Annotated in this window: 17 protein-coding genes; 4 read left to right on the top strand and 13 right to left on the bottom strand. The window is 62.4% G+C overall.

All coding sequences use genetic code 11. The features are described from left to right. Window position 1 precedes the first annotated feature (1 nt). From rseP to FURADRAFT_RS08100, 10 genes are all read right to left on the bottom strand, one after another. Window positions 2-1330, bottom strand: coding sequence for an RIP metalloprotease RseP (rseP, locus tag FURADRAFT_RS08145; RefSeq protein WP_008953648.1), 1329 nt, complete (start codon window positions 1328-1330; stop codon window positions 2-4). Continuing rightward, window positions 1327-2505 (bottom strand): 1-deoxy-D-xylulose-5-phosphate reductoisomerase, encoded by a 1179-nt coding sequence (ispC, locus tag FURADRAFT_RS08140; protein WP_008953647.1) that lies wholly within the window; start codon window positions 2503-2505, stop codon window positions 1327-1329. Before ispC ends, rseP begins: the two co-directional genes overlap by 4 nt. A gap of 265 nt (window positions 2506-2770) precedes the next feature. Then, window positions 2771-3577 carry a phosphatidate cytidylyltransferase gene (locus FURADRAFT_RS08135; RefSeq protein WP_008953646.1) on the bottom strand — a complete coding sequence of 269 codons (807 nt, stop codon included), beginning with the start codon at window positions 3575-3577 and terminating at the stop codon, window positions 2771-2773. 4 nt (window positions 3578-3581) lie between these two features. Next, window positions 3582-4331 (bottom strand): isoprenyl transferase, encoded by a 750-nt coding sequence (locus FURADRAFT_RS08130; protein WP_040652607.1) that lies wholly within the window; start codon window positions 4329-4331, stop codon window positions 3582-3584. A gap of 10 nt (window positions 4332-4341) precedes the next feature. Beyond that, window positions 4342-4899 carry a ribosome recycling factor gene (gene frr / locus FURADRAFT_RS08125; protein ID WP_008953644.1) on the bottom strand — a complete coding sequence of 186 codons (558 nt, stop codon included), beginning with the start codon at window positions 4897-4899 and terminating at the stop codon, window positions 4342-4344. Between the two features lie 78 nt (window positions 4900-4977). After that, window positions 4978-5697 carry a UMP kinase gene (gene pyrH / locus FURADRAFT_RS08120; RefSeq protein WP_008953643.1) on the bottom strand — a complete coding sequence of 240 codons (720 nt, stop codon included), beginning with the start codon at window positions 5695-5697 and terminating at the stop codon, window positions 4978-4980. Window positions 5698-5788: 91 nt separating this feature from the next. Then, window positions 5789-6658, bottom strand: coding sequence for a translation elongation factor Ts (tsf, locus tag FURADRAFT_RS08115; protein WP_008953642.1), 870 nt, complete (start codon window positions 6656-6658; stop codon window positions 5789-5791). Window positions 6659-6743: 85 nt separating this feature from the next. After that, a complete protein-coding gene (rpsB, locus tag FURADRAFT_RS08110) occupies window positions 6744-7472 on the bottom strand; it encodes a 30S ribosomal protein S2 (protein ID WP_008953641.1) in 729 nt (242 codons plus the stop codon). Between the two features lie 134 nt (window positions 7473-7606). Next, window positions 7607-7801 carry a hypothetical protein gene (locus tag FURADRAFT_RS08105; protein ID WP_008953640.1) on the bottom strand — a complete coding sequence of 65 codons (195 nt, stop codon included), beginning with the start codon at window positions 7799-7801 and terminating at the stop codon, window positions 7607-7609. 36 nt (window positions 7802-7837) lie between these two features. Continuing rightward, window positions 7838-8611, bottom strand: a complete 774-nt coding sequence (locus FURADRAFT_RS08100; protein WP_008953639.1) for a M90 family metallopeptidase — start codon at window positions 8609-8611, stop codon at window positions 7838-7840. Between the two features lie 248 nt (window positions 8612-8859). Here FURADRAFT_RS08100 and FURADRAFT_RS08095 point away from each other — a divergent pair, with 248 nt between their 5' ends. Genes FURADRAFT_RS08095 through nudC form a run of 3 tightly spaced genes read left to right on the top strand, consistent with a single transcriptional unit; the run spans window position 8860 to window position 12011 of the window. Then, the gene (locus tag FURADRAFT_RS08095) at window positions 8860-10053 is read left to right on the top strand and encodes a cation:proton antiporter (RefSeq protein WP_008953638.1); all 1194 of its coding nucleotides are present in this window, start codon (window positions 8860-8862) and stop codon (window positions 10051-10053) included. Window positions 10054-10066: 13 nt separating this feature from the next. Beyond that, window positions 10067-11200, top strand: coding sequence for a YbdK family carboxylate-amine ligase (locus FURADRAFT_RS08090; RefSeq protein ID WP_008953637.1), 1134 nt, complete (start codon window positions 10067-10069; stop codon window positions 11198-11200). Window positions 11201-11225: 25 nt separating this feature from the next. Next, window positions 11226-12011, top strand: a complete 786-nt coding sequence (gene nudC, locus FURADRAFT_RS08085) for an NAD(+) diphosphatase (RefSeq protein WP_008953636.1) — start codon at window positions 11226-11228, stop codon at window positions 12009-12011. 149 nt (window positions 12012-12160) lie between these two features. On the opposite strand, the gene FURADRAFT_RS08080 is transcribed toward nudC, so the two are convergent. The 3 genes from FURADRAFT_RS08080 to apaG form a co-directional block, all read right to left on the bottom strand. After that, entirely contained in the window at window positions 12161-13618 is a 1458-nt protein-coding gene (locus FURADRAFT_RS08080) for an aminoacyl-histidine dipeptidase (RefSeq protein ID WP_008953635.1), read from the bottom strand. Window positions 13619-14104: 486 nt separating this feature from the next. After that, window positions 14105-15898, bottom strand: a complete 1794-nt coding sequence (locus FURADRAFT_RS08075; protein ID WP_008953634.1) for an ABCB family ABC transporter ATP-binding protein/permease — start codon at window positions 15896-15898, stop codon at window positions 14105-14107. A gap of 180 nt (window positions 15899-16078) precedes the next feature. Then, window positions 16079-16459, bottom strand: coding sequence for a Co2+/Mg2+ efflux protein ApaG (gene apaG, locus FURADRAFT_RS08070; protein ID WP_008953633.1), 381 nt, complete (start codon window positions 16457-16459; stop codon window positions 16079-16081). A 145-nt stretch (window positions 16460-16604) separates the two neighbouring features. On the opposite strand from apaG, the gene rpe reads away from it, so the two are divergent. After that, the gene (rpe, locus tag FURADRAFT_RS08065) at window positions 16605-17285 is read left to right on the top strand and encodes a ribulose-phosphate 3-epimerase (RefSeq protein ID WP_008953632.1); all 681 of its coding nucleotides are present in this window, start codon (window positions 16605-16607) and stop codon (window positions 17283-17285) included. Window positions 17286-17287 lie beyond the last annotated feature (2 nt).

Here is a 17287-nt window from a genome sequence, read left to right as displayed (position 1 = left end):
TCTAACCCCCAAAAAGGCGGCTGATGTCGTTTAGCAAGGCAAATGCCATCAACGAAGCCAGCAAGGCAAAACCTATTCTTTGCCCGAGTAACTGCGCCCGTTCACTGACCGGGCTCCCCTTAATCAACTCCGCCGTATAATACATTAAGTGTCCCCCATCCAGAATGGGGATGGGCAGCAGGTTCAATATGCCAATGCTGACACTGATCAGTGCCAGAAATTCGAGATAGGCGTCCAATCCTTGCCGTGCAGTCTGGCCGGCTACACTGGCGATGGTGATCGGTCCGCTCAGATTGTTCCACGATGCCTGGCCGATCAGCATGCGCCCGAACATGCGCAGGCTCAGCACGCCGTTGGACCAGGTCTTTTGCAACGCCATCACCCCCGCTTCGGCGACGTCCGGATGCAGCTCGTAACGCAGCGTCGCAAGCCAGGCGGCATCCACCGCCGGCGCCGCCCCGATCCGGCCGACAAAACCGGTGGGGGTTTCCACTGAATCCGGACGCAACGTCACTTGCCGACGCTCTTGGCCCCGCTGAAACGCCAGGGAAACCTCTTTGCCGGGACTGTTGTGCACCATTCCCACCCACTCGGCCCAACCACGCAGGCTGCGGCCGTCGGCGCTCAGCAAGAGGTCGCCGGCACTTAGCCCGGCTCTTTGCGCAGCCCCACCCGGTTCGACGGCCCCCAACACCAGTGAATAGCGCACTGGCAATATGCCGATCTGGCCATTGCCGCCGGTGTCAGACCCGGCCTTCACCACACGGTTGAGACGCTCCCCGGCGACGGTTTCCACTTGCACCGTCAAGGGCTCGCTGGCATCGCTGCTGCGGTCGAGCAAGGCCAGGCTGATGTCATTCCATTGGGCGACAGGCGTGCCGGCAATCGACAGAACCCGGTCTCCCGGCTGGAACCCGGCGATGGCAGCAGGACTCTCCGGCACCACCGTGCCCACCAGCGGCCGGTACAGGGTCAGACCATTGCCAATCACCACCCAGTAGAACAAGGTGGCGAGCAGCAGATTCATCACGGGCCCCGCCACCACGATCAACATGCGCTTGCCGACCGATTGCCGGTTGAAGGCGCGCGGCCGGTCGGCCGGGGCCACGACCCCCTCGCGCTCATCCAGCATCTTCACATAGCCCCCCAGGGGAATCGGGCAAACCGCCCACTCCATCTCCCCCCGTTTCACCGTGAAGAGCGGCTTGCCAAAGCCGATCGAGAAACGCAGCACCTTCACTCCGCAGCAACGAGCGGCGGCATAGTGGCCCAGTTCATGGAAAGTGACCAGAACGCCGATGGCCAGGAGGAAGGCGAGGATGGAAATCATAGTGGCAACCGTGCCTCAAGTGATGAGCGGACTTCACGATCCTTCTCCAGCAACGCGTCCAGCGTGGCACTGGCGGACAAATCGAAGCGACCGAGGGCCTGCTCGACCAGTTCAGGAATACCCATGAAGCCTATCTTTCCGTCCAGGAAGGCTGCCACGGCAACTTCGTTGGCCGCATTCAGCACCGCCGGGGCATCGCCCCCGCTACGCAGCGCCTCAAAGGCCAGCTTCAGGCAAGGGAAGCGCTCCAGATCCGGCTGTTCGAACGTCAGATTGGACAAGGTAAAGAAGTCGAGCGAGGCCACACCGGCGTCGATCCGCTCCGGCCACGCCATGGCGTAGGCGATCGGAGTGCGCATGTCGGGCGACCCCAGCTGGGCGACGACCGAACCGTCGCGGTACTGCACCATGGAATGGATGACACTCTGCGGGTGCACGACCACGTCGATGTTATCGGCCGGCGCATTGAACAACCAATGCGCCTCGATGACCTCCAGCCCCTTGTTCATCAACGAGGCGGAGTCGACGGAAATCTTCTGTCCCATCACCCAGTTCGGATGCTTGCACGCCTGGGCTGGGGTAACACCATGGAGCTCTGCGGACGACAACTGCCGGAACGGACCGCCCGAGGCGGTCAGGATGATCTTGCGCACCCCGGCCTGCTCCAGCGAGCCACGATAGCCATCGGGCAAGGACTGGAAAATGGCGTTGTGCTCGCTATCGACCGGCAACAACGCGGCACCACCCTCGCGCACGGCGCTCATGAAAAGCTGCCCCGCCACCACCAAGGACTCCTTGTTGGCCAGCAAGATACGCTTGCCCGCACGGGCAGCTGCCAGCGCCGAAGGCAGGCCCGCCGCCCCAACGATGGCGGCCATCACCATGTCCGCCTCCGGCAAGGTGGCGACCATCTCGAGGGCATGGGCACCGGTCAGGACCTCGACCGGCAGGCCGGCTTCATTCAGCCGCAAGCGCAGCGCGCTGGCTGCCTGCTCGTCGACCATGACCGCGAAGGGGGGACGAAACTGCCGGCACTGTTCGAACAGGCGATCTACCTGCCGGTGGGCTGCCAGCGCCACCACGCGGTAGCGCTCCGGGTGTCGGGCAACCACATCCAGCGTGTTCGTGCCGATGCTGCCGGTTGCCCCAAGTACTACGATTCCTTGAGGTTTCATCAGTTTGGCGATTTGGAGCCTGTTATGGACCAGCTCGCGAACTGCAGCAAGCATCCGGTCTGGATGCAAGAGGCGGTCGCGCAGGTCGATGTCATTGATTGGCCAAGCGCCGTAACGCCACAGGCGGCGCACAGGGCGCGTGGCCCTTCGGGTTGGAGCAAAAAAAGCTTGCTCCCCGCTTGCGGTGCCCGCACAGCGGCGCAGATCACGCCTTGCCCTGCTGATTCTTAGCCGCCAACGCGGTTGTGATCACGCCAATAGTAGGTTACAGCCCACTCAGCGCACGCAAGGCATTGCTCACGGCAAGCACGGCGATAAGACTATCGATACGATCATAAACCCCACCATGACCGGGAAGCAGTTGGCTACTGTCCTTGAGGCCAGCGGCACGCTTGAACCACGACTCCAGCAAGTCTCCGGCAATGCTGACAGCAGTCAGGGGAAGAGACAAGAGCAGCAGGCTCCATGGTGACAGACCCAGATGCAGCCAGCCCAGTTCATTCACCAGGAAAACATAAGCCGCCGTCGCCACCAGCGCGCCATAGACCCCCTCCCAGCTTTTACCGGGGCTGATCGACGGTGCCAGCTTGCGCCGGCCGAACGCCTTGCCGGAAAAATAGGCTGCGATGTCCGCCACCCAGACCAACCCCATGATAGCCAAGAGCTGCTGCGCCTGTGCCACATTGGGTTGCGGCCGCCATTCGAGCAAGGCGAACCAGGCCGGGAACATCAGCAGCCAACCCAACAGCCGGGCAACCCAGTCGTTTCGGACCACCCAGCGCCGCGACAACCACAGCGGCACCACTGCCAGCCAGAAAGCCAGCGCCAGAAGGTGTAGCCACGGTATCGCAGTGACCCGGCCAAACCAGGCTCCTGCCGCAAGCAGCGTCGAGATCGCCAGGTAGAGCCATTGGCCGATACCGGCCATGCCCACCATCCGACTGTACTCCCACAGTGCCAGGCCAACGACCAGCCACGAAAAAGCGGCCCATAACGGGGCCGAGAAGAAGAACAGTGCCGCCAGCATCAAAGGAAGCAGCACCAGTGCGGTCAGCACGCGTGTTTTCAGCATGGAGTCAGTCCCGGCGCAACGAGGCAGGCAGTTGCTCGCTTGTCCGGCCAAAGCGGCGCTCGCGGCACCGATAGGACTGCACGGCCCCTTCCAAGGCCTGCTTGTCGAAATCGGGCCACAACAGATCGGTGAAGTACAGTTCGCTGTAAGCCAGCTGCCACAGCAGGAAATTGCTGATGCGCTGCTCGCCACCGGTACGGATGAACAGGTCGGGCTCCGGAGCATAGGCCATTGACAAGCGACCAGCCAGCGCCTCTTCGGTGATGGCGGTAGCTCCCTCCCGGATCAGCCGGTTGACGGCCTGCAGCATGTCCCAGCGCCCGCCGTAATCGGCGGCGATGGTCAGCACCAGGCCACCGTTGGCAGCCGTGCGCGCCTCAGCGGCTTCAATGCGTTCCACGATGCGCGGGGCAAAACGGGAGCGATCGCCGATAACCTTGAGGCAGATATTATTGGAATGCAGCTTCTCCACCTCGTTCTCCAGCGCACCCAGGAAGAGGTCCATCAGAAACGAGACTTCGTCCTGCGGGCGGCGCCAGTTTTCAGTGGAGAAGGCAAACAGGGTCAAATACTCGACCCCCAGTTCCTGGCAGCCGGAAACGACCTCACGCACCGCGCTCAGGCCTTTCTTATGGCCGGCGACACGGGGCAGAAAGCGCTTCTTGGCCCAACGTCCGTTGCCATCCATGATGATGGCAATATGGCGCGGCACCGGGCGGACTTCAGGAATGGAACTAGTGGAACTACCGAACAAGTCGTTCCCCTTATACCGCCATCAGATCGGTTTCTTTGGCGGCAAGGGCTTTGTCGACTTCGGCAATGTACTTGTCGGTCAGCTTCTGGATGTCATCCTGGCCACGGCGTTCGTCGTCCTCGGTAATCGACTTGTCCTTGAGCAGGTTCTTGAATTCATTGTTGGCGTCGCGGCGGATATTGCGTACGGCGACACGGGCACCTTCAGCCTCGCCACGCACCAGCTTGATCAGATCCTTGCGGCGCTCTTCAGTCAGCATCGGCATCGGCACGCGGATGATCTCGCCCATCGAAGCCGGATTCAGGCCGAGATCGGAATCACGGATGGCCTTTTCGATCTTGCCCAGCATACTCTTTTCCCACGGCTGGACACCGATGGTGCGGGCATCGATCAACGTGACGTTAGCCACCTGGTTCACCGGCACGTCGCTACCGTAGTAATCCACCATGACATGATCCAGAATACCGGTGTGCGCGCGGCCGGTACGAACCTTGGTCAGGTCGTTCTTGAAGGCTTCCAGCGACTTCTGCATTTTCTGTTCGGCCGATTTCTTGACGTCGTTAATCATGTCAACTCCATGGATACTTGGAAAAACAAGGCGGAAAGCGGCTGCTGCCGTTTCCGCCTTTTTACTATTCGGTAAGGCTCAGCAGTGTACCAGCGTGCCTTCGTCTTCGCCAAGCACTACACGCTTGAGAGCGCCGGCCTTGAAGATGCTGAACACCTTGATGTTGAGGTTCTGATCCCGGCACAGCGCAAAGGCAGTGGCATCCATCACCTTGAGGTTGCGCGAAATCGCCTCGTCGAAGGTCAGCGTCTGGTAGCGCTGGGCATCCGGGTTCTTCTTCGGATCGTCGGTATAGACGCCATCAACCTTGGTGGCCTTGAGCATGATGTCCACGTTCATTTCCATGCCACGCAACGCTGCCGCCGTGTCGGTGGTGAAGAACGGGTTGCCCGTACCGGCCGCGAAGATGACAACCTTGCCCTCTTCCAGATACTGCATGGCCTTGCCGCGCACATACGGTTCGGCGATCTGCTGCATGGTCAATGCCGATTGCACCCGGGCCACCAGGCCCACCTTGGTCATGGCATCCTTGAGCGCCAGCGCGTTCATCACCGTCGCCATCATGCCCATGTAGTCGGCCGTGGCACGATCCATACCGGAGGCCGCCGGAGCCACGCCGCGGAAGATGTTGCCGCCGCCGATGACGATGCCCACCTCGATGCCCAGATCGACCACCTCCTTGATCTGCCCCACGATTTGCTCGATCGTGGCGCGGTTGATCCCGTAGCTATCGTCGCCCATCAGGGCCTCGCCCGACAGTTTGAGCAAAATACGTTTATAGGCAGGAGCTTGGCTCATAGTCACCTCGGTGGCAGTTTTTCAATCAGTCAATTTGCAAAACGGCACCCTGCAGGCAGGGTGCCGTTCTAATCAGTCCAGATGTCCGGACTTACAGCTTGGCGGCGGCAGCCACTTCAGCGGCGTAGTCCACTACCTTCTTCTCGATGCCTTCACCCACGACGAACATGGCAAAGGCTTTCACCGAGGCGGATTTCTCAGCCAGCAGCTTCTCGACGGTCTGGTCCGGGTTCTTCACGAACGGCTGACCCAGCAGGGTCACTTCGGCCAGGTACTTGTTCACGCGGCCTTCCACCATCTTGGCCACGATGTCAGCCGGCTTGCCGGATTCTGCTGCCTGGGCGGTGTAGATCTTGCGCTCTTGCTCCAGGGTTTCAGCCGGAACCTGATCCTTGGACACGCAGATCGGCTTGGAAGCGGCGATGTGCATGGCGATATCTTTGCCCAGACCTTCGTCGCCGCCGTTGAAATCAACGATGACGCCGATCTTGGCACCGTGCAGGTAGGTCGCGATCTTGCCTTCGGTTTCGTAGCGAACGAAACGACGAATGGTCATGTTCTCGCCCAGTTTGGCGATCGCGGCCTTGCGGATTTCTTCAACGGACAGACCATCCACTTCAACCGCGGACAGCGCTTCAACGTCGGCCGGATTGGCAGCAACGACGGCCTTGGCCGCAGCGGCAGCCAGCGCCAGGAAGGTCGGGTCTTTGGCAACGAAGTCGGTTTCGCAGTTCACTTCCACCAGGGCGCCAACGCCGCCTTCGATGAAGGAACCGATGATGCCTTCGGCCGCCAGACGGCCAGCCATCTTGGAGGCCTTGTTGCCGGACTTGATGCGCAGGATTTCTTCGGCCTTGGCCAGATCGCCTTCGGCTTCAACCAGCGCCTTCTTGCACTCCATCATGCCAAGGCCGGTAGCAGCGCGCAGGTCCGAGACCATTTTTGCGGTAATTTCCGCCATGCTTGAAACTCCTTAACAGTATCTTTTTACGTAAAGCGGTACGGGTTCAAAAAAAGGGGCTTACGCCCCTTTCTCAGGTCCGTGCTTACTCGGCTTGAGCCGGTTCAGCGGCAACGATTTCCTGCAGCGACTGTGCGCGACCTTCCAGCACGGCATCGGCGATGCCGCGGGCGTACAGGCGGATGGCGCGATTGGAGTCGTCGTTACCCGGAATTACGTAATTGATGCCTTCCGGCGAGTTGTTGGTATCAACCACGCCGATCAGCGGGATGCCCAGCTTCTTGGCTTCAACAACGGTACCCTTCTGGTAGCCGGTGTCGATAACGAAGATGGCGTCCGGCAGACCTTTCATGTCCTTGATACCGCCCAGCGAACGCTCCAGCTTCTCAACTTCGCGCTCGAGGTCCAGCAGCTCTTTCTTGTTGTAACCGGTGTCGCCGGAGCTTTCCAGGATGGCACGCTTTTCTTCAAGACGCTTGATGGACTGCTTCACGGTCTTGTAGTTGGTCAGCATACCGCCGAGCCAGCGGTGATCGACGAACGGCATGCCACAACGGGCTGCTTCTTCACGAACAATCTCACGCGCCTGACGCTTGGTACCCACAAACAGGACGGTACCCTTGTTGGCAGCCAGGCGACGTACGTATTCCTGAGCTTCAACGAACAGCGGAAGGGTCTTTTCCAGGTTGATGATGTGGATCTTGTTGCGGCTGCCGAAAATGTACTGAGCCATTTTCGGGTTCCAGAAACGGGTTTGGTGGCCGAAGTGAACGCCGGCTTCCAGCATCTGGCGCATGGTAACGTTGGTGGTCATGCAAAACTCCTAAAGGGTTAGGCCTCCATTCGCGCGCAGAATCCTGTCGGACACCCTTTCGGCGCGAATGTGCGTAGTAAAAACCCTGCGAAATGCAGGGCGCGCAGAAGTATAGCACCGTGGGCAGAGTCAGCTCAAGCCGCGGGCTCTTCGTTCTCGGCCTCGGCAAGCGCAACCTTCTTGCGCAAACGACGCCGTACCAGCCGCGTGAACAATAGCCCGGGCAGCACCGCCAGAAACACGATGATGAAGGCCATACGGATGGGACTTTCCTGCACCACCGCCATCATCAGCACCACGTAGAGCCAGCCGATCAGAATGAGATACATGTGAAAGTAACCGTCCTGGTCAGGATGAACAGACGCTCATTCTAGCGTGGACAAGCGCGCCAGCGTATCTTGCCGGTAGAAAGCCACCAGCTGCCGGTACACAGCTGGGTAGTCTTCGGCCAACCCCTGTGGGCATTCGAAGAACGCCTCGCTGAGCACCGCGAAGAATTCGGCCGGGCTTTCCGCTGCGTAGGGATCGAGCCAGCCCTCCTCCGCCATTTCGCCTTCGCACTCCAATTGCTGCTGAAAATTGGCATAGGCGGCAGCCCAGGCCTGCGACCATTGTTCCCGATTCATACCCTTGTGCAGCGGCGGAAAACCGTTGGCGTCGCCGTTGAGCATATCGAGCTTGTGGGCGATTTCATGGATCACCACGTTCCAGCCGTCACGGCCGGTGGAGCGCTTCACATCCGGCCAGGACAAGACGACCGGCCCATCCAGTCGAGCCTGGCCAATCAGCACGCTGTCACCTTCATGGACCACGCCCCCTGGCGCCATCCAGTGGTCGCGCACGACAAAAGCGGACGGGTACAGCACCACCTCTTCCCAACCGTCCAGCGCCTCCTTGCCGAGGTTCATCACCGGCAGCGCCATCTGCAACGTGACCGTTGCCACCATCGACGGCGTCACCATCAAGCCGGCGGCCCCGCTAAAGGCTTTGCCACGGGCGAAAACCGCCGCCAGCGCGACCAGCTGGGTTAGCTCGGCATGGCTCAACCCGGCCAGCAGCGGCATGCGCGCGGCCCGCTGCCGCAACTGGGCAAGCTCGGACTCGGCAGCGGCCCTTCGGCCAAAAAAACCAAAAACCATGAAACTCTCACGTCATTCTCACGTCACTTCATGATGCTACACCTTTCTGCCACCCCCTCAAGCCGGCAAAGGTCGCCGATGGCACCGCAGACCCGGGAGTGACCAGCACGCATCGATAATGCTTGGCCGGTTCCAGCACCACTCCTGCCGCCATGATGGCGATGGACGCCCACCAACGCCGAAGCCGACCTACACTCAGGGCACATCCGCCGCCGAGCTTCGTACAAAAACACACCAAAGGAGGTTTCATGCACGATTTGCCCTGGCAATCGCTCGCCCTGAACCCGCTTGCCGCTTTCGGCATTCTGCTGGCGCTGGGTGTACTGGGCGGGCAGATTGCTGTCCGCGTAGCCAAACTTCCCGGCATCACCGGCTACATCCTGAGCGGACTGATCATCGGCCCTTCGGGCCTCAAATTGCTGGACCAACAGTTGATCGACGAGGCCGGCCTGTTCATCCAGCTGGCGCTGGGCCTGGCGCTGTTCGACATGGGCCGGCGCGTCGACTTGCGCTGGCTGCGCCGTGAAAAAGCGCTGTTCGCCACCGCCCTGCTGAGCGGCGTCATCACCTTCCTCGGCCTGCTGGCCCTGCTCACATTCTCGGGCTTCCCGATGGCTCCGGCCTCCTTGCTCGCCGCCATCGGCATCGCGACCTCGCCGGTGGTGCTGCTGGAACTGGTGCGGGAAAGCCGGGCCGAAGGCCAGGTCACCGAGCGCCTGATGGCCTGCACCGGACTCAACAACCTGTTGAGCCTGACAGTCTTCACCCTGGCACTGTCGTTTACCCATTTCAGCGCCGGTCACGGGGTGGAATCATTCATTCTGCTGCCAGGCTGGCTTCTGCTGGGCTCGGTCCTGCTGGGCCTGGTGGCCGGCCTCCTGGCGATCCGGCTCAACGTCTGGCTGGGCGGCGGCAAGCGTGAAGCGCAGACCGTGCTGATGTTCGGCCTGATCGCCCTGGTGGTGGGACTCTCCGCCATGCTCAAGTTGCTGCCGGCACTGGCCATCCTGATCTTCGGCCTGGCCACGCGCAACCTAGAGCGCGGTTATGCAGTGGCCGAACCCAGCCTGTCGAGCCGCTCCAGCTTCTTCTTTGTCGCCTTCTTCGTGGCCGCCGGAGCGCAATTGATGCCGCTGCCCCTGGCAGCGCTGTGGCCGTCCGCCGTCGGCTTCGTGCTGGTACGCAGCCTGCTGGCCGCCGGCTCGTGGTGGGTCGCCGCCCGCAGTAACGGCCTCCCCCCAAGGCATGGCGCATTGCTCGGCCTGGGCCTGCTGCCGATGTCCGGCAGCGCCGTCATGCTGATGACGATGGGCGCCCTGACCCTGTCGGCAGGAGCGGCCGAATTCAGCGGCTTCCTGCTGTCAGTGCTATGCCTGACGGAGCTGCTAGGCCCCATCGTGACGCGCTTCGCCCTGCGCTGCGCGCAGGAAACCCGCGACTGAGAAAGGAAGGATCATGCTGGAATTTTCGACCAGCCAGCCCCTGACACTGGGCGTGGAACTGGAGCTGATGATCGTCAACCGCCGCGACTACAATCTGACGCGCGGCTCCGACGACCTATTGCACCTACTCGGGCGCAGCCCGCACGGCTACGACATCAAGCCGGAGATCACCCAGGGCATGATCGAGATCGGCACCGCCGTGCACAGCGACGTCAACACCATGCTCGAGGAACTGCTGGCCATCCGCGCCTTGCTGGTACGCACGGCCGAGAAGCTCAACCTGGGACTCGCCGGTGGCGGCTCCCACCCATTCCAGCACTGGAGCGACCAGCGCATCTACCCCAAGGAGCGCTACCAGCTGGTTTCCGAGCTATACGGCTACCTCGCCAAGCAGTTCACCGTCTACGGCCAGCACATTCATATCGGCTGCCCGGATGGCGACACCGCGGTGCGGCTGACGCACTACCTGTCGCGCTACATTCCGCACTTCATCGCCCTGTCGGCCTCGTCGCCGTTCCACCAGGGAGTCGATACGTTGTTCCAGAGTTCGCGGTTGACCAGCGTCAACGCTTTTCCGCTATCCGGCTCGATGCCGTGCGTCGGCAACTGGGACGAGTTCAACGACTACTTCACCGGCATGGCCGATCTCGGCATCGTGGCGAGCATGAAGGACTTTTACTGGGATATCCGCCCCAAGCCGGAATACGGCACGGTGGAAATCCGCATCTGCGACACCCCGCTGGGGGTGGATACCCCAGTGCTGCTGGCGGCGTACGCCCAAATGCTGGCCCGGCAATGCTTCGAAGATGGCTGGGACGATATCTCGCCGGCCCATTACCTGACCTACAGCTACAACCGCTTCCAGGCGTGCCGCTTCGGCTACGACGCGGTGCTGGTGGACGGCGTGAAGAAGCGCCAGACCAGCCTGCTGGAAGACATGCTGGACACCCTCAACGGGCTATTGCCGCATGCACAGGCGCTCGGCATCGAGGCACAGCACAATGCCTTGCGCGAGCGGATCCTGCAGCGCCGCCTCGACAGCCATTGGCTGCGCCAGGTCTACGACGACAGCGGCTCGCTGTCCGAAGTGGTGCGCCGCCAGAGCGAGTTCTGGATGTACGAAGCACCCGCGCTCAGCGTAAACTGACGTAATGTCCAACTGGATGCCACCCATGTCCTTTGATCTGCCGAGCCAACCCGACCTGTCCCTGCCCGCCCGGTGGTGCGTGTTCGACGAACAGCGCTTGCTGCTCGTCAACGGCACGCTGCCCGGCAGCGAAGCCGCGAGCTGGCCGCTGACCGAGCGGCTGTTCCTGGCGCAACTGGGCGGGGTCAACTTGTTCCAGGGCGAGCTGGTGGGGCCGATGCCGACGAGCGGCGAATGGGTGAGCCTGCGCCAGGCGCTGTTGCAGCTGCCGGCCGAGCTGGCTCCTGCGCTGGCGCGTGCGGCACAATTGCGCCAGTTCCGCCGCACCCACCGTTTCTGCGGCCACTGCGCGACCCCGCTGCAGCAGCACGAGCACGACCAGGGACGGCATTGCCCGCACTGCGGCCAGCTCTACTACCCACGCCTGTCGCCGGCCATGATGGTGGCGATCTATCGTGGGCAGGAACTGCTGCTGGCACGCGCGCCGCATTTCGCACCCGGCATCTACAGCGCCCTGGCCGGCTTCGTCGAAGCCGGTGAAACGCTGGAAGAGTGCGTGCATCGCGAAGCGTTCGAGGAAGTGGGAGTGCGGCTGAAGAACCTGCGTTACGTCGGCTCCCAATCGTGGCCGTTCCCGCATTCGCTGATGCTGGCCTTCACCGCCGAGTACGCCGGCGGCGACATCGTGCCGCAAGAGGGCGAGATCGAGCACGCCGCCTGGTTTCCCATCGACGACCTTCCCCTTATCCCGCAGTCGATGTCCATCGCCCACTGGCTGATCCGCCATGCCGTGACCGAACTGTCGCGCTGATTCGGCGCCGCCGCCAATCGCAACCACCAGGTCACTGACAAAGCCGCCGTTGCGGCAGAACAGAGGAACAGCCTGACTGGAACGATCCACCGGCGCCTCACAACGCAAGGCCCTGCTCGAGGCGGGGCCTTGTCGCAGGGAACCAGCCCTCAGGCGCGTTCGGGCACGACCACCAGCACGGCCTGCAGCAGCCGCCAGGCGTGGCCGACCGTCTCGACCCGCACCCGCTCGCCCGGTGCATGGGCGCCGCGGATATCCGGGCCGAACGACACCATGTCCATGTGCGGGTATTTGCCGCCCAGAATGCCGCACTCAAGGCCGGCGTGGATCACTTTCACCTCGGCCCGGCGACCGTATTCACGCTCGTAGACCTGCTGGAACAGTTCCAGCAGCGACGACTGCGGATTCGGCGCCCAGCCGGGGTACTGACCCTCTCTCTCCACCTCGGCACCGATCAGCCCGAACAGGCTCTCGATCTCGTCGGCCAATTGCCGCGCCCCGGCGTCCAGCAACGAGCGCACCATGAAATTGGCGAACAGCTTGCCCTGGTCCAGCGCAATCACCCCCAGGTTGTTGGAGGTCTCCACCACGCCCGGCACACGGCGGCTCATGCGCCGCACTCCATGTGGAGCGGCGAGCAAGGTCGCGAAAATCACGCGCTGATCGTCCGGAGACATGGTCACGTTGGCCGAAGCCGGCTCCAGTGTCAGTGCCACCCCTTCGTCCACGCCCGCCAGCTCGAAACGTGCCGCCTGCTGGAACGCGTCCAGCCGCGCCACCAGCTTTTCGGCGGCGGCAACCGGATAAGCCACCACGGCGAAGGCTTCGCGCGCCAGCGCATTGCGCGCCGAGCCGCCCTGGAACGAGACCACACGCAGCGCCAGCTCGTGTTCGAGCTCGCGGATCAGCCGGATCAGCAACTTGTTGGCATTGCCACGTTCCTCGTGGATGTCCACCCCGGAGTGGCCGCCACGCAGCCCCTTGACCGACAGGCGCCCCACCGCATAGCCGGCCGGCAACGCCTCGACGGCATAAGCGCGGCGCACATTGACGTCCACACCCCCTGCGCAGCCGAGGTAGAACTCCCCCCAGTCCTCGGTATCGATGTTGATCAGCAGATCGCCTTCGAGCACACCGGTGTCCAACCCGAGGGCGCCCCCCATACCGGCCTCCTCATCCACCGTCAGCAGCACCTCGACCGGCCCATGGGCCACGGTATCGCTGGCCAGCACTGCCAACGCCAGCGCCACGCCGATGCCGTTGTCGGCACCCAGCGTGGTGTCTTCCGCCACTAGCCAGCCATCGCGCAGGACTGGCCGAATCGGGTCCTGGAAAAAGTCATGCTCCGTGCCGGAGTTGGCCTGGCACACCATGTCGAGATGGGCTTGCAGCACCACCCCGCGCCGGTTTTCCAGCCCAGGGGTGGCCGGCTTCCGGATGATCAGATTGCCGGCACGGTCGACCTGCGTCGACAAGCCTTTCAATTCCGCCCAGCCCTGCAGGTAGTCGCGCAGATGCTGTTCGTGCTTGGAGGGGCGAGGAATCTCGCACAGGGTCTGGAAGTGCTCCCACACTTCGCGTGGTTCGAGTTCTGCGATGGCTGTCACGTCGGATCCTAACGCACGGCGGGCCCAGACTGAGAACCCTGCCGGCGAGCTTGCTAAGAAAATGTTATAGGTGTTTCTGCTACCCAATCGACTCTAGCATGCCCTTCGTCCAAGTGTCATGAAGGCAAAAAATCTGGCGAAACACAGCAAGCCGGCACCGTCTCCCGCCAGGCTTCCCGGCTACGCCGCCGACACGTCCTTCCGCCCGTTGCCGCGGCATCCAGCAACGCGTCACCCACCCCAGAGAAATAAACTCACCCACCCGTGCCAAGCCTGCAACGACGGGCCTTTCCGCCCATTGGACCGGCGCAGATCAAAAGACGCAGCCTTGCGTCAAGCAACGTACCCTCACGCTGGCTCAGCGAGATGACCTTCGGGATTCGGGAGGGGATTCGGATAATGTTATGCGACAGCAAAAAGGGGGCGATGAAGCCCCCTCAAACCTATTACCAAAAACAAATCAAAATTCGATCAAATAACCAAATGTTATAGCACCTCAGCCGTACTCTCGCTCTCCTGTTGCAGCAGCCACATCTCCGCGTAGCGACCGTTCTGCTCGACCAGCTGGCGATGGCTGCCGCGCTCGATCACGCGGCCGCCGTCCAGCACCACGATCTCGTCGGCGTCAACCACCGTCGACAAGCGGTGCGCGATAATCAGCGTGGTGCGGTTGGCCGAAATCTCGGCCAGCTCGTGCTGGATCGCCTTCTCGGTGCGCGAATCGAGCGCACTGGTCGCCTCGTCGAATACCAGGATCGGCGGATTCTTCAGGATGGTGCGGGCAATCGCCACGCGCTGCTTCTCGCCGCCGGACAACTTCAGGCCGCGCTCGCCCACCAGGGTGTCGTAACCGTCCGGCAGACCAACCACGAAATCGTGGATGTGCGCCGACTTGGCCGCCTCGATGATCTCCTCGCGGCTGGCACCGGGACGGCCGTAAGCGATGTTGTAGTAGATGCTGTCGTTGAACAGTACGGTATCCTGCGGCACGATGCCGATGTGGGCACGCAGGCTGTCCTGCGTCATCTGGCGGATGTCGGTGCCGTTGATGCTGATGCCGCCGGCAGTGACGTCGTAGAAACGGAACAAGAGCCGCGACAAGGTCGACTTGCCCGCCCCGCTCGCTCCAACCACCGCCAGCGTGCGTCCCGGCGGGATGCTCAGGCTGACATCGTGCAGAATCTGACGCTTGGCGTCATAGCCGAAGTCGACATGCTCGAAGCGCACCCCGGCGGCACGGGTCGCCAGCACCTCGGCCCCGGCGTCGTCAGCCACCTCGGCATGGGTTTCCAGCAGGCCGAACATGCGCTCCATGTCGGCCAGCGAGTGCTTGATCTCGCGGTAGATGAAGCCGAGAAAATGCAGCGGCGAGTAGAGCTGGGTCAGGTAGGCCGACACCAGCACCACGTCGCCGACGGTCATGGTGTGATCCACCACCCCCCGCGCCGCCAGCACCATGATCAGCGTTGTACCGGCCGCGATAATGACGCCCTGCCCGGCGTTGAGGAAGGACAGCGATACCTGGTTCTTGATCGCCGACTCTTCCCAGGCGGCGAGATTCGTGTCGTAGCGAGCCGACTCGTAGGCTTCGTTATTGAAGTACTTGACCGTCTCGTAGTTGATCAGCGCGTCGATCGCCTTGGCATTGGCCTTGGAATCGAGTTCGTTCATGCTGCGACGGAACACCGTGCGCCACTCGGTGACGGTCAGCGTAAACGTGATGTACACCGCGATGGTCCCCAGCGTGACCACGGCAAACCAGCCGTTGTAGCGGTGCAGCAGGATGACTGCCACCATCAGAATTTCCAGCAGCGTCGGCAGGATGTTGAACGCGGTGAAATTGAGCAGGAAACCGATGCCGCGGGTGCCGCGTTCGATGTCGCGGCTCATGCCGCCGGTCTGGCGATCCAGATGAAAGCGCAGCGACAGCTTGAACAGGTGCTCGAACACCGAGCGCGCCACGGTGCGGACCGCGCCCTGGATGACGCGGGCGAAGATGGCGTCGCGAATCTCCCCCAGCAGACCGGCCATCAGCCGGGCCAGGCCGTAACCGAGCAGCGCCGCCACCGGGATCGCCAGCAGGGTGGCCGGCACCGACAACTGATCGACGATATCCTTCAGGTAGAGCGGAACGCTGACGTTGGCGACCTTGGCCAGCACCAGACAGGTCATCGCCAGCAAAACCCGCCATTTGAACGCCCAGAGGTAGGGCAGCAAGGTTTTCAGGGTTTTGAGGTCGTTGCGATCTTTGGGCGCCGGGCCGCTGTGGGTGAAACGCATGGTGGGTTTGCCTGTTTGCCGAGCTTGGCCGATGATGGACAGGTGGGGCCGCCCCGTCGCCCTATCAACCTCACCGGGATGATGCCGATGTGGATACTGCTTGCCGAAGCCGCCCTTGCCCTTGGGCTTGCCGGCTTCATCGTATGGTGGACCTGGCCCAAACGCTAGGCCGGGCCCGACTCAGTGCAACACGCGCGGAGCGACCAGCTGGAACTCGGGAATTTCTGCCTCGAAACGCTGGCCGTCGTCCGCCAGCATCTGGTAGCTGCCCTTCATGGTGCCGAACGGCGTGCCGATCTGCGACCAACTGCTGTACTCGTAGCTCTGCCCCGGTTCCAGTCGCGGATTTTCCCCCACCACCCCCATGCCACGCACTTCCTGCACCTTGCCGTCGGCTTCGGTAATGAACCAGTGCCGGCTGATCAACTGGGCGGTTTTGGTACCGCTGTTGGTCAGCCTGATGCGGTAGCTGAACACATAGACATCCGCCGCCACGTTGGAGCGCTCTTCCACGTAGGAGGATTCGGCAGTGACTTCGACACAGTATTCTTTGTTTGCCATTGCTTGGGGATCCGTTCAGGCGGGCCGGGCGGCGCCGATGTTCCCATTCTAGCAGCAATCCCGCCCCGGACCGGGGCGCGAAGCATGACGCTGCCCGACGATGGGGCTACAATTCGCTTTTCTGTCCAGCTTGTTAGTTCATCTCATGCGCCCATTCCGCATCGCCCCCAGCCTGCTTTCCGCCGACTTCGCCCGCCTTGGCGAAGAAGTCCGTGACGTCATCGCCGCCGGTGCCGACATCATCCACTTCGACGTGATGGACAACCATTACGTGCCCAACCTGACTGTCGGCCCGCTGGTCTGCGAAGCCATCCGCCCGCACACCAGCGCCCCGATCGACGTGCACCTGATGGTGACACCGGTCGATGCACTCGCCGCCAGCTTCGCCAAGGCCGGCGCCGATATAATCACTTTCCACCCGGAGGCCTCGCACCACATCGACCGTACCTTGGGCCTGATCAAGGATGCCGGCTGCAAGGCCGGCCTGGTGTTCAACCCGGCCACCCCGCTGTCCTTCCTCGACCACGTCATGGACAAGATCGACATGATTCTGCTGATGTCGGTCAACCCCGGCTTCGGCGGCCAGAAGTTCATTCCGCAGACGCTGAACAAGGTGCGCGAGGCGCGTCGCCGCATCGACGAGTACACCGCAGCCCATGGCGGCGAAATCTGGCTGGAAGTGGACGGCGGCGTGAAAATCGACAATATCGCCGAGATCGCCGCGGCCGGCGCCGACACCTTCGTGGCCGGCTCCGCCATCTACGGCACCGACGACTACAAGGCCACTATCGACGCCATGCGCGCCGAGCTGGCCAAGGCAGGCTGACC

The sequence above is a fragment of the Pseudogulbenkiania ferrooxidans 2002 genome, assembly GCF_000174355.1.
In the GTDB taxonomy this organism is placed as follows: domain Bacteria; phylum Pseudomonadota; class Gammaproteobacteria; order Burkholderiales; family Chromobacteriaceae; genus Pseudogulbenkiania; species Pseudogulbenkiania ferrooxidans.
This window is presented reverse-complemented; position numbering and strand designations above follow the sequence as displayed.

Bases quoted from the DNA above. Each gene is read 5' to 3' on its own strand.
- rseP (WP_008953648.1), bottom strand. From the start codon at position 1,330: ATGATTTCCATCCTCGCCTTCCTCCTGGCCATCGGCGTTCTGGTCACT.
- ispC (WP_008953647.1), bottom strand. From the start codon at position 2,505: ATGAAACCTCAAGGAATCGTAGTACTTGGGGCAACCGGCAGCATCGGC.
- FURADRAFT_RS08135 (WP_008953646.1), bottom strand. From the start codon at position 3,577: ATGCTGAAAACACGCGTGCTGACCGCACTGGTGCTGCTTCCTTTGATG.
- frr (WP_008953644.1), bottom strand. From the start codon at position 4,899: ATGATTAACGACGTCAAGAAATCGGCCGAACAGAAAATGCAGAAGTCG.
- pyrH (WP_008953643.1), bottom strand. From the start codon at position 5,697: ATGAGCCAAGCTCCTGCCTATAAACGTATTTTGCTCAAACTGTCGGGC.
- tsf (WP_008953642.1), bottom strand. From the start codon at position 6,658: ATGGCGGAAATTACCGCAAAAATGGTCTCGGACCTGCGCGCTGCTACC.
- rpsB (WP_008953641.1), bottom strand. From the start codon at position 7,472: ATGACCACCAACGTTACCATGCGCCAGATGCTGGAAGCCGGCGTTCAC.
- FURADRAFT_RS08105 (WP_008953640.1), bottom strand. From the start codon at position 7,801: ATGTATCTCATTCTGATCGGCTGGCTCTACGTGGTGCTGATGATGGCG.
- FURADRAFT_RS08100 (WP_008953639.1), bottom strand. From the start codon at position 8,611: ATGGTTTTTGGTTTTTTTGGCCGAAGGGCCGCTGCCGAGTCCGAGCTT.
- FURADRAFT_RS08095 (WP_008953638.1), top strand. From the start codon at position 8,860: ATGCACGATTTGCCCTGGCAATCGCTCGCCCTGAACCCGCTTGCCGCT.
- FURADRAFT_RS08090 (WP_008953637.1), top strand. From the start codon at position 10,067: ATGCTGGAATTTTCGACCAGCCAGCCCCTGACACTGGGCGTGGAACTG.
- nudC (WP_008953636.1), top strand. From the start codon at position 11,226: ATGTCCTTTGATCTGCCGAGCCAACCCGACCTGTCCCTGCCCGCCCGG.
- FURADRAFT_RS08075 (WP_008953634.1), bottom strand. From the start codon at position 15,898: ATGCGTTTCACCCACAGCGGCCCGGCGCCCAAAGATCGCAACGACCTC.
- apaG (WP_008953633.1), bottom strand. From the start codon at position 16,459: ATGGCAAACAAAGAATACTGTGTCGAAGTCACTGCCGAATCCTCCTAC.
- rpe (WP_008953632.1), top strand. From the start codon at position 16,605: ATGCGCCCATTCCGCATCGCCCCCAGCCTGCTTTCCGCCGACTTCGCC.